Raw genomic sequence first — 9432 nt, forward strand, 5'->3', positions numbered from 1 at the left:
CCCACCCGCCGGATGTAGGCGTCAACCGTACTGGCTCCCCTACTAGTTGGGGGCCGGATTGCGCCTTCATGTCGAGTTTGACGCGGCGGGAGCGTTCAGCGCGAAAGGCCCTGAGGCCGGTGTGGTCTGGGGCCCTTCACGCTGCTCGGGTTATCGGGTGCCGGCGGCGGCCAGGCCTGCGGCAAGTCCGATGCATACCTTGTGCCAGGCCTGGTCCAGGAGCGGTCCGGCGCCGGGGTCACTCTGTAGCCACTTGCCCTTGCCTGCGGCGTGGGCGGCGCGTACGAGGAGCGGGGCGCCGGGGTCGTCTTCCGCCCAGTGGCTGGCGCACCGGTCGGCCAGGTAGTGGGTGGCGGCGGAGAGGGCCAGGGCGGCGGTGGCGTGCTTCCAGTTCAGGCGGAGGCGGAGTCCGCGGTCGGCCGCCAGGAGCGCGAGGGCCTGTGTGGCCGTGTAGGTGGTGACGTGGCGGGCGCATGCGGCGCGGCCGATGGCGCCTGGCTTCCCTTTGTCGCGTGCGTCGGCGTCGCGTTGGACCCAGTAGTCCGCGCCTTCGTGGGCGGCGGTGAGGACGGCATATACGGCGGCGTAGGTGGCGGCTTTGCTGCTCATCGGGTGCTCCAGGTGTAGGGGTTGGTCGGCCGGTAGGGCCAGGTTGGCGGGTGCTGGCGTTGCGCTGTGCCCGGCGTTGGTCACTGCGGCGGTGGGGTGCCTCACGTATCGGTCATGCGTGTGGGGATCGGCGCGGGTGTGGGGAAGCCGGGCGGGGGTGGGGGGACGTCGGTGCGGGCGAGGACGGCGACGTTGCCGTGCTGCACGGTGCCGGGCATTGGTTGCGGCGAGCCGGCGGGCCAGGAGTACGCGTTGACTCGGTGGAGGCGGCCGGCCGCGTGGAGTTCGTGACCGGGCCGCGGGGTGATCGGCCACTCGTCCGGGGCCCGGTAGGTGAAGTGCGGCAGGAGGGCGTACAGCCGGACGTCGTCCTCCGGCTCCGTCCAGGCCTCCAGGCTCCTGGCCGGCGCTGTGGTCCGGCGGCGGAGGTTCTGCGTGAGGTAGTGGGCGCCGTCGCGCTCCGGGTGGTCGTGGGGAGCGGAGAGCGCGGCGAGGTATCTGATATCGGGCTCCACGTTGGGGGCGTGGGTGCCGTGTTGGGCGACGGTGAGGGTGAGGGGCGCCGTGAAGCGGTAGGTGACCGCCCACTGGTGGTCCGGGTTGCCGGACTTGTCGAGCCAGGTGAGGCGGACGGTGGTCACCGGCAGGGTGAATACGGGGTCCGTGTCGTGCTCGTCAGGCATCAGGGGCTCCGCCGTGGAGCTCGTGGTCCAGGAGCTCGAAGGCTTCCGTGAGGGCGGCGTGGACCTGGTCGCGTCGGACGCTCGCGCGGTAGGCGAAGCGGACGCCGTCCGGGCGCTCGTCCCCGGGGGTGTCCCCTGTCGTGTCCCCGGTGTCCCCGGGCTGGGGACGCGTGGGGACATTGCTGGTCAGGTCGTGTGCGGTGCCGTCCGTGAGGAGTGGTGTCTCCAGGTCTCCGCCCGTTCCGGGGACGCGTCGGGGCGGCGTGTCCCCCGGGGTGCGGACGGTGTCCCTGGTGCTGTCCCCGGGGTGGGTGGAGAGCGTGACGGTGGCGCCGGGTGGCGCGTCCGGGTTCGCGGCCGAGGAGACGCCGGCGGCGTCGAGGGCGGCCGTGACCGCGCGCCAGATGTCTGCGTTGCGGTGGACGGTGTCCGGGGGGAGGTCGGGGCCGAGCTGGCGGATCAGCTCGTGGGCGGTGTCGTACGCGGCCTGGCGGCGTGGGGAGATGCTGCCGGGCGGGGGCGGGTCGGCCGGGGTGATGGCGAAGCCCTGCGGGAACACGCCCTGTCCGCCGCCTGGCGCTTGGATGATGACGGTCGGGTCGTCGGAGAGGGCAACCAGGCGTCCGTACCAGGACGCGGTCAGGCTCGGGTTCGGGTTGGTGACGGTGACCCACTGGCCGAGGTGGTCCAGGAGCTCGGGGCGGGTGAGGCTCATGGGCTGGTGTCCTCCGGGGTGTCGGGCAGGGTGATGGTGGCGGTGACGGTGAGGCGGGTACCGGGCGGGAAGCCGTCCGCGAGGGCGCAGAACCCGGGGCCGGAGACGGCCCCGTGGGTGGGATCGCCGCCGGGTGGGCCCCAGAAGTAGCCCAGGAGGCGCCGCTCCTCCGGGCCTCGGAACACGGACGGGTGCAGGTACCGCGGCTGGAGCTCCAGGACCGTCGTGGTCTGCCGGTTGGCCGGGGTCATCCACTCGTCCGGCGCGGAGTGCTTCGCGCACTTCCAGTCCTTCGGGACGTGGTCCAGCTCGTGGGCGGCGGTGTACTCGATGACGCTGACCTCCATGCATGGGCCGGGGCCGGTGCAGCGGCGGACGTGGGTGCGGCGGCGCCCGCTCATGAGTCGGTGCCGTTCTCGTCGTCGGCCGGCGCGGTGGGCTTGACCGTGAGCGGGGCAGGGTCCGTTTGGGTGCTCGCGGCCTCGTCCCAGATGTAGGAGCACGTCAGGCACTCGCGCTCCAGGCGCTCGGGGAGCGGTCCGCGGAGGAGGGTGTCGTCCCGGCGCAGGAGTGTCCTGGCGCTGCGGGCGGGCCGGTACGTCGTGGAGGCGCCGCGAGTGGAGCACTTCACACACCTCACGGAGCTCCCGGTGTACGCCGGGAAGTGAGGGCCTTCCGGGGCCGGGAGGGCGCCGGCGGCCGCGAGGGTGTCCTCCGCGCGCTGGCCGGCGGCCGCGTTGGTGGCCGCGTCGAACTCCCACGGACGGCCGTCTGGGCTCTTGAGGAGGGACCAGCCGGTGGCGGTGCCCTCGTCGCTGAGCTGGAGGGAGAGCGCCAGGCCGCGCGGGTGGAAGGCCTGGCGGTTGATCAGCCAGAGCAGGCCGGTGGAGCTGAGGTCGTGGAACGGGCGGAGCTCCTGGTCCTCGACGACGAGGGCGGGGGCGGGGGTGGTGTCGGTCATGACGTCCTTCCGGTCAGGGATGGTCGGTCAGCGGTGGCGCTTGGCGGGCGGGCCGTAGGGGCTCATCCACGCCGGACGTGCCGGGCCGGCAACCGCGGCCGGCGGGCGGCGGAGGGTCCGGATCGCCTCGGCCATCTCCTGGAGGGCCTGGACGGCGCGCCGGGTGAACTCGCGGAGCTGGTCCATGAGGTGGCGGACGTACGCGCAGGTACGGGCGAGAGCGGCGGAGACGGCCCGGGTCTCCTCCGGAGTAAGGCGGGTGATCGTCATGGGGTCCTCTGCGGTGTGGGGGCCCCGGCCGTGCACGCGGCCGGGGCCCGGGATGGGGCCGCGCTACGACTGCGCGCGGGCGGCGTTGACGAGCTCGGCGGCCGAGGTGACGGCCATCTCGAACAGGACTCTGATCGCCTGGCCGAGGTCCGGGGTGCCGGCGCGGTCGGACTCGAACGCGAAGGCTTCGAACAGGGCCTCTGCCGTGGCCATGTCCTGGTTGGCGAACGCGGCGGTGAACTGGGCGACGAAGCGGAGCGGCGCCGGGAGCACGTCCAGCGGCTCCGGCTCCTCGGTGACGGAGTCCACCACCACGGGCCCGAAGAACCCTTCTGACGGGGCGCTCATCCGGGCGGGGTAGGAGGCGAGTTGGGCGAGGGCGCCGCACATGAGGAAGGTCGAGAGCGGCCCGGCGTCCACGAGTGGCTGCAGCATTCCGGCAGCGCTCTCCCACCCTTCGATCAGGCCGCGGGCGACGGCCCGCTGAATGACGGCGATGTCCTCCTCTTGGGTCATGACGTGCTCCCGCTGGTGGCGGCGGTGCTCGAGGTGGCGTGCCGCCCGGTGGCGGCGTCGGCGGGCGGGTGGGGGTGATCCGGGCACGCCTCGCCGGTGGAGAGCTCCCGGCCGCACGGCGGCGTGTCCCGGCCGAGGGTGGCCTCCAGGACGCGGATGCGGTCCTGGAGGTGGCCGACCCGTGCCCGGAGTCCGTACGCCTCTACCGCGGTCTCCTCGCCCGCGGTCACGGAGGCGTCGGCGGCGGCCCGCATGACGCCGAGGAGGGACGTCAGGCGTTGGTTCTGGCGCTCCAGGTGGAAGATCAGGCCCTCGCGCTCATGCGGGAGCCGGCGCAGTGCGCGCCGTTTCGCGGAGCGCAGGGCGAGGCGTGTGCGGGCGTGGGCGTGCTCCTCGTCGTGGAGCTCCACGGCGAGGGACGCGCCGGGGTGGTCGGCGGCGGCCAGGCATGCGGCGATCACCACGGCGTCCGGGGTGTCGCCCGGGAACTCGACGGAGGCGCCGTTCGGGGTGTCGAGGCCGCACCCGTCCAGCGGGGAGTGGATGCCGAATACGGCGCCGGAGGGGTGGCGGAGGAGGGTGCGGCGGTAGCCGGGTACCTCGTTCCAGCCGGCGGCCTCCAGGGCCTCCACGACGGACGTTCGGCCGGTCCAGTTGCTCATCAGGGTTCGCTCCGTTCGATGGGGTGTGGTGTGCTGGTGCCGGGCCGCCCCCGCCAACCTCGGGGGCGGCCCGTGCTCGTGGTCATCCGTTGGGCTGGTGGCCGCCGGCTGCGGCCATGAGCGCGCGGAGGAGGTCCGTGCGGCCGTTGAGGGAGATCTCGTTGGCGGCGGTCATGACGGAGCGGGTCCAGTCGGCGAGGGGCGCGAGGACCCCGGCGGCCTCGGTGGCGGCGGCGTCGGTGTCGAACGCGGCCAGGGCGTGGCCCTCGTGGTGGGCGAGCATCCACCGGTGGCGTGCGTCGTACTGCGTGGGGATCTCGTAGACGTGGAGCCCGGGGACGGGCTCGGTGGCCTCCACGATGAGCATCCCGGTGGAGGTGTAGGCGACGTGTTCAGGCATGTGCGCGCTCCGCTTCGGGCAGGTCGGTGCGCGGTACGCCGGTGCCGTGCTGCGAAGGGGCGAGACGGCCGTAGTCGGCCTCCAACTGGTCTAGCGGGACTGGGTCGTTGGAGGTGTCTCCGTTGAGGAGGACGAGCGGGCAGCCGCGGTAGTCGAGGGCCACGGGCAGCCACCAGTCGCCGTCTCGGTCGCTGTGCCAGACGGCGGCCTGGACGGTGCGGCCCTGCCACCGCACGGAGGCTTTCACGCAGCCCGGGGCGTGGGTGGTGGCGTCGTAGCAGCGGCAGCCGCGGGCCTCCAGTTCCTCCACTCGCGCGGCCAGGAGGTCCACGACGCCCAGGAGTTCCGGGAGGAGGGCCCGGGCGTTGCGGATGACGAACTCGTCCGTGAGGTCGGGGAACGCGGTGGGGCCGGCGGCGATGACGCTGACGATGTCGCGGATGCGGTCCAGTCGGCCGGGGGTCCAGGTGATGGTGGGCGCGTGGTCAGGCTCGCTCCAGCCGAGCGCGTCCCGGATTTCGGACTGGCTCACCCGCCCCTCGGAGACGAGGCGGTCCTCCCGCCAGTGCTGCCGGGTCCGCATGAGGGCGGCCAGGCGTGCGGGGCCGGCCGGGTCCAGCGCTCGCGCGGCGCCCGTCGTGTCGCGGGCGCGGAGCGCGGCGGGTGTCCGGTCCGGCCAGTGCGGCTCCGGCTCCACGATGGCGTCCAGCGACTCCGTGCAGTCGGCGCACCGGCGCGATTTCTTGAAGCCGCCGGCGGTGGGGTATTCGCTGGTCACTTCCCATGAGGTGTGGGCGCACCCCGGGCTGAGTTGGACCAGGTCGGGGTCCACCGAGGCGGCGGCGGACGTGGCGGCCGCCTGGCCGTCCGGGCAGAGCTCGCCGAGGCGGGCGCCCGGCGGGCATGTGGTGCAGGTGAGGGTGTGGGTATCGGCTGCGCGTAGGGCGGCCACGGCGGCCTCCATGGTGGTCTCGCTCATCGGGTTCCTTTCGTGCTGGGGCTTCACAGGGCGCCGGTCCACGCGGCGAGTTGTTCGCCGGCCTCCGCGTTGGCGTGGATCAGGGCGTCGCGGTCTTTCAGGAGGTCGGTCAGGGCCGTGCGGCACTCCGTCAGGAGCGCCCTGGCCGCGGCCTCGTCGGCCGGTGCGGCGGCCAGGCGGGCCGTGAGGTCGCGGATGTCGCGGACCCGGGCGGGCTGGAGCTCGTTCACCGGGCACCTGCCGTCCAGGCGGGCCGCCGGTAGAGCGGCGCGGCCGGGTCGAGGTGGACGCCGAGGGTGGCGAGCTCCTGGCGGTACGCCTCCGCCCGGACCCGGGCGCGCGCCCGCATCCGGGCGAGGATCTGCGCGAACGTCGGCGCGGTCCAGGCGTGCACGCCGGAGCGCATGAGGGCCAGGCCGTGGGTGTCCTGTGGGCGACCGCACCAGCGGCAGCCGCTCGGCTCCGGGGGCCGGCCGTCTGGGTAGCGGATCGGTCCCCGGGCCAGACCGGTGCGGGGGTCGCGGAACATGAGGGTCATCGGTCGTTCTCCTGGCCGTGCTGGGGGGCGAGGTTGGTGGTGGTGCCCCGGCCTGCGGCGGCGAGGGCGCGGGTGACGGAGCGCGGTCCGTAGCGGCGGGCGGCGGTGTCCTGGCCGTGCTCCTCGATGGCGGCGAGCACGAGCTCCACGGGCGCGTCCCCGGCCGGGCCCGGGCGGGCCGGCGCGGCGCGGTGGCGGCGGCTGTTGCACAGCAGGCACCCGCCGCCCGCGACGTCCACCGGGCCGTCCGGGTGGATGCGGCAGCCGGTGACCGGGACGCGGCCCACGGCGGCCACCAGGCGCCGCACGAGGAGGACGGATTGGTCCAGCTCCCGCAGGAGCTCCGGGGTGGTCTCCCGGGCGGTGAGGCGGGCCTCGTACTCGCGGAGATCCGCCAGGGCGGCGCGGAGGTCCCGGAGGAGGGTGAGGTTCATGAGCCCACCGCCTGTCCAGCGGCGGCGGCGCGGGCCTCCACGCGACAACGGGCGCACTTCCCGGCGGGCTCCGGCGCGGGCACGGTCCGGATGACCTTCCCGCAGTCCCCCTCGCAGTCCCGGAACACGGTCTTCCGGGAAGATCGTTCAGCGGCCGTCTCCGGCTGCGTGGGCGCCTCGGCGGTCCCGGAGGGCACCCCGACCAAGATCGCGCCCTGAACAGGCAGCTGAGCAGCCGCACGGCGCTGCCTACGGTCCTCGGCCTCCCGCTCGCAGGTCCGGCAGCGGTCCCCGGTGTCGAGGTCCTGGCCGTCATCACAGCGGGCGGAGGTGCAGTTCCCGCGGCGCACCAGGGCCACGGCCACGCCGACCGGCCGGAGGATGCCCGGGCCCTCCGCGGACTCCGCGTCCGCCTCGTAGCCGTGGTTCCACCACCGGCGCTCCGTGCGGGCCACGAGCTGGTCCACCGTCAGGCCGCGGGCGAGCTCCGCCCGGATCGCGTCCTCGATGGCGGCGGGCAGGAGCTCCGGGAGCTGGTCCCTCAGCCGCGACGGGAGGAGCGCGATCACACAGCCGATCGCCGCCCTGTCGACCTCCTCCGCCGCCGGGTCCGCTTTTGCTGCCGCGGCGGAGCCGCTCGAGGTCGGCCCTCCACTACCGGTAGTAGGCCTACGGCCGTCACCAGAGGTTCCGGACGGTTGAGTGGACGGTTCCCTGACGGTTACGGCGGCACTGAGTGCGTGACGTCCGCACTCAGAGTGCGTGACGTCACGCACTTCGAGTGCGTGACATGCGTCGTCAGAGTCCGTGACATCCCCCTCCGTCACGGCGTCAGAGTCCGTGACGGTCACGCCGTCTGCGTGCGTGACAGCAGCGGCGGCGGCGCGCCGGGCGCGGGCCTTGCGCTGCCGTTCCTTCGCGGCGCCCTTCTGGCGCTCCTCCTCCTCGATGAGCTCCGCCCAGTCCGAGGCGGGGCGGGAGAGGTGGAGGGCCAGGGCGTAGATGACGTTTTCGTGGTGCGTCCCCGTGGCCCGGATGAGGCCGGCGTCCTCCAGGCGGCGAAGCGCCCGTTGAACGGTGCGCCGGTCGAAGCCGGTGCGGTAGCGGAGCTTGACCACGGAGGGGCGGGCGCCGCGCCCCTGCTTGTCCGCGTGCTCGGCCAGAGCCTGGAGCACCCCGCGGGCCGTGGTGTCAGGGCGCCCCTTCTCCGTGCGCAGCATGGGCGCGTCGTCCATCGCCCATGTGACCGCTTCGTGGCTCATGCGGCGGTCCACCTTCCATCAGTGCAGATCAGTGCCGGTGCGAGCGGGCCGCCTTTTGCCGGGGCGCCCCGTTCGTGATCACCACATTGATGGGGTGAGTTTGCAAAGTCAAGATGCACTGTCACGCACTTAAAAGGCGTACACGAACGGGTCACGCTGACCCCGCCTCGGCGGTCGCGCGGTTCATGAGCCGGACCCACGCCTCCGCCGACCGCGTCCGCATGAGGACCACGGGGTCCACCACGCGCACCACGTAGGCCGCCGGGCACTCCCACGAGGCCCCGGGCACCCGGCAGTCGGGATCGGGCTCCAGCTCCCCGTCCGGTGCCACCTCGTAGAGCGCGCCGTCCGGGAGGAGCGCGGCGTAGACCCGGGCCACCGTCCGACTGGTCGTCACGTACACCCGGTCCAGCCGCGCGGCGCCGCCCAGCTCGATCGCGGCCGCGGTGGTCGTCCCCTCCGCTCCGGTCTCGGCCGGCGGGAGGAGACGGCCACCAGGGGCCAGTCCGGGGACACCGCCGTGGAAGTACCGGGCGGGAGGGCGGGGGTGGGACACGACGGTCTCCAGGCGGGGAGGGCGTGGGGAAGGGGGCCGGGCCTCCGCGACGGCGAAGGCCCGGCCGGGAGGGGGAGGCGCGCGGCTACCGGCAGCGCGTAGAGCTCGGCGCGGGCGTGGGCGTCGACCGGGGCGCCGGGAGGAGGCCGTGCCCGTGCTTGACGGTCTTGGCCGGCTTCGGGACCTTCCGCACCGGCGGAGCCAGCTTTGCGGGGGCCGGCTTGCTCAGGCCCGCCTCGCCGCCGCTGGAGCGGCTGCCGGAGCTGGAGCTCCGACCGCTGCTCCCGCCCCGGCCGATCACGGCGCCGACCGGGCTCATGGACACCGTGGCGGTGGGCGAGCAGTGCTTCACGTGACGGTGGTGGTGGCAGTCGTCGTGTGCCACACAGGCGGTGGTGAGGAAGAGGGCCGTGGCGAGGAGACCGGCCGAACGGACCCCGGTGCGTGCGCGCATCATCGGCCGGCCACCCGTCCACCGCGCCCGCGGAGCGGGACCTTTGCCTCAAGGAGGAGTTGCCGGACGGTGCCGTACGACATGGCCCGGGCCACGGCCAGGCCCCGGATCGAGGCCCCCGCCGCGTACTCCTCGCCCAGGAGGCGCGCCACGTGTGCCCGGGCCTCCCCCTTGATTCTCGGCCGGTACGCCTGCGCCAGCCGGGGAGGGCGGTGCTGTACCTCGCTCATGTGCTCTTGCCTCTCTCGCTCTCGTATCGCTCGTTCTGCTCCGCGACCCACCGGCGAGCGGCCTCCTCCGCGCACACCTTGTGCGCCGGCCGCCCCCGGTGGTCACGGAGGTTGGTCATCTGCGGGCAGTAGCGGCACTGCGCTCGGACGTCGGACCAGTGGC

Annotated in this window: 18 protein-coding genes; 1 reads left to right on the forward strand and 17 read right to left on the reverse strand. The window is 74.0% G+C overall.

Annotation, left to right across the window (positions count from 1 at the left end; all coding sequences use genetic code 11):
* Nucleotides 1–150 precede the first annotated feature (150 nt).
* The 15 genes from L1885_RS01240 to L1885_RS01310 form a co-directional block, all read right to left on the reverse strand.
* Nucleotides 151–609 carry a hypothetical protein gene (locus tag L1885_RS01240; protein WP_235795031.1) on the reverse strand — a complete coding sequence of 153 codons (459 nt, stop codon included), beginning with the start codon at nucleotides 607–609 and terminating at the stop codon, nucleotides 151–153.
* Between the two features lie 101 nt (nucleotides 610–710).
* Nucleotides 711–1292, reverse strand: coding sequence for a hypothetical protein (locus L1885_RS01245; protein WP_235795032.1), 582 nt, complete (start codon nucleotides 1290–1292; stop codon nucleotides 711–713).
* Nucleotides 1285–2007 carry a hypothetical protein gene (locus L1885_RS01250; protein ID WP_235795033.1) on the reverse strand — a complete coding sequence of 241 codons (723 nt, stop codon included), beginning with the start codon at nucleotides 2005–2007 and terminating at the stop codon, nucleotides 1285–1287. The genes L1885_RS01245 and L1885_RS01250 overlap by 8 nt, the downstream gene beginning before the upstream one ends.
* Nucleotides 2004–2354 carry a hypothetical protein gene (locus tag L1885_RS01255; protein WP_235795034.1) on the reverse strand — a complete coding sequence of 117 codons (351 nt, stop codon included), beginning with the start codon at nucleotides 2352–2354 and terminating at the stop codon, nucleotides 2004–2006. The genes L1885_RS01250 and L1885_RS01255 overlap by 4 nt, the downstream gene beginning before the upstream one ends.
* A 50-nt stretch (nucleotides 2355–2404) precedes the next feature.
* On the reverse strand, nucleotides 2405–2968 hold the full coding sequence (locus tag L1885_RS01260) for a hypothetical protein (RefSeq protein ID WP_235795035.1): 564 nt from the start codon (nucleotides 2966–2968) through the stop codon (nucleotides 2405–2407).
* 27 nt (nucleotides 2969–2995) lie between these two features.
* Complete coding sequence (locus L1885_RS01265; RefSeq protein WP_235795037.1) at nucleotides 2996–3238, reverse strand: hypothetical protein; 243 nt, start codon at nucleotides 3236–3238, stop codon at nucleotides 2996–2998.
* A gap of 63 nt (nucleotides 3239–3301) precedes the next feature.
* Nucleotides 3302–3754, reverse strand: coding sequence for a hypothetical protein (locus L1885_RS01270; RefSeq protein ID WP_235795038.1), 453 nt, complete (start codon nucleotides 3752–3754; stop codon nucleotides 3302–3304).
* Entirely contained in the window at nucleotides 3751–4416 is a 666-nt protein-coding gene (locus tag L1885_RS01275; protein ID WP_235795040.1) for a hypothetical protein, read from the reverse strand. Before L1885_RS01275 ends, L1885_RS01270 begins: the two co-directional genes overlap by 4 nt.
* Nucleotides 4417–4498: 82 nt before the next feature.
* The gene (locus L1885_RS01280; RefSeq protein ID WP_235795041.1) at nucleotides 4499–4816 is read right to left on the reverse strand and encodes a hypothetical protein; all 318 of its coding nucleotides are present in this window, start codon (nucleotides 4814–4816) and stop codon (nucleotides 4499–4501) included.
* Nucleotides 4809–5795, reverse strand: a complete 987-nt coding sequence (locus L1885_RS01285) for a hypothetical protein (RefSeq protein ID WP_235795042.1) — start codon at nucleotides 5793–5795, stop codon at nucleotides 4809–4811. Before L1885_RS01285 ends, L1885_RS01280 begins: the two co-directional genes overlap by 8 nt.
* Before the next feature lie 23 nt (nucleotides 5796–5818).
* On the reverse strand, nucleotides 5819–6025 hold the full coding sequence (locus L1885_RS01290; RefSeq protein WP_235795043.1) for a hypothetical protein: 207 nt from the start codon (nucleotides 6023–6025) through the stop codon (nucleotides 5819–5821).
* Nucleotides 6022–6333 carry a hypothetical protein gene (locus L1885_RS01295; protein WP_235795044.1) on the reverse strand — a complete coding sequence of 104 codons (312 nt, stop codon included), beginning with the start codon at nucleotides 6331–6333 and terminating at the stop codon, nucleotides 6022–6024. The genes L1885_RS01290 and L1885_RS01295 overlap by 4 nt, the downstream gene beginning before the upstream one ends.
* Nucleotides 6330–6767 carry a hypothetical protein gene (locus tag L1885_RS01300; RefSeq protein ID WP_235795045.1) on the reverse strand — a complete coding sequence of 146 codons (438 nt, stop codon included), beginning with the start codon at nucleotides 6765–6767 and terminating at the stop codon, nucleotides 6330–6332. The genes L1885_RS01295 and L1885_RS01300 overlap by 4 nt, the downstream gene beginning before the upstream one ends.
* Entirely contained in the window at nucleotides 6764–8029 is a 1266-nt protein-coding gene (locus L1885_RS01305; RefSeq protein ID WP_235795046.1) for a helix-turn-helix domain-containing protein, read from the reverse strand. Before L1885_RS01305 ends, L1885_RS01300 begins: the two co-directional genes overlap by 4 nt.
* Before the next feature lie 151 nt (nucleotides 8030–8180).
* Nucleotides 8181–8585 (reverse strand): hypothetical protein, encoded by a 405-nt coding sequence (locus tag L1885_RS01310; RefSeq protein ID WP_235795047.1) that lies wholly within the window; start codon nucleotides 8583–8585, stop codon nucleotides 8181–8183.
* Nucleotides 8586–8743: 158 nt separating this feature from the next.
* Between L1885_RS01310 and L1885_RS01315 the strand changes: the two genes are divergently transcribed.
* Entirely contained in the window at nucleotides 8744–8941 is a 198-nt protein-coding gene (locus tag L1885_RS01315; RefSeq protein ID WP_235795048.1) for a hypothetical protein, read from the forward strand.
* 97 nt (nucleotides 8942–9038) lie between these two features.
* Here L1885_RS01315 and L1885_RS01320 read toward each other — a convergent pair whose 3' ends face one another.
* Together L1885_RS01320 and L1885_RS28770 are read right to left on the reverse strand one after the other, a co-directional pair.
* Nucleotides 9039–9269 (reverse strand): helix-turn-helix domain-containing protein, encoded by a 231-nt coding sequence (locus L1885_RS01320; protein ID WP_235795049.1) that lies wholly within the window; start codon nucleotides 9267–9269, stop codon nucleotides 9039–9041.
* Nucleotides 9266–9388 carry a hypothetical protein gene (locus tag L1885_RS28770; protein ID WP_268983452.1) on the reverse strand — a complete coding sequence of 41 codons (123 nt, stop codon included), beginning with the start codon at nucleotides 9386–9388 and terminating at the stop codon, nucleotides 9266–9268. The genes L1885_RS01320 and L1885_RS28770 overlap by 4 nt, the downstream gene beginning before the upstream one ends.
* Nucleotides 9389–9432: the final 44 nt, after the last annotated feature.

Source organism: Streptomyces fuscigenes, assembly GCF_021556455.1.
GTDB classification, from domain to species: domain Bacteria; phylum Actinomycetota; class Actinomycetes; order Streptomycetales; family Streptomycetaceae; genus Streptomyces; species Streptomyces fuscigenes.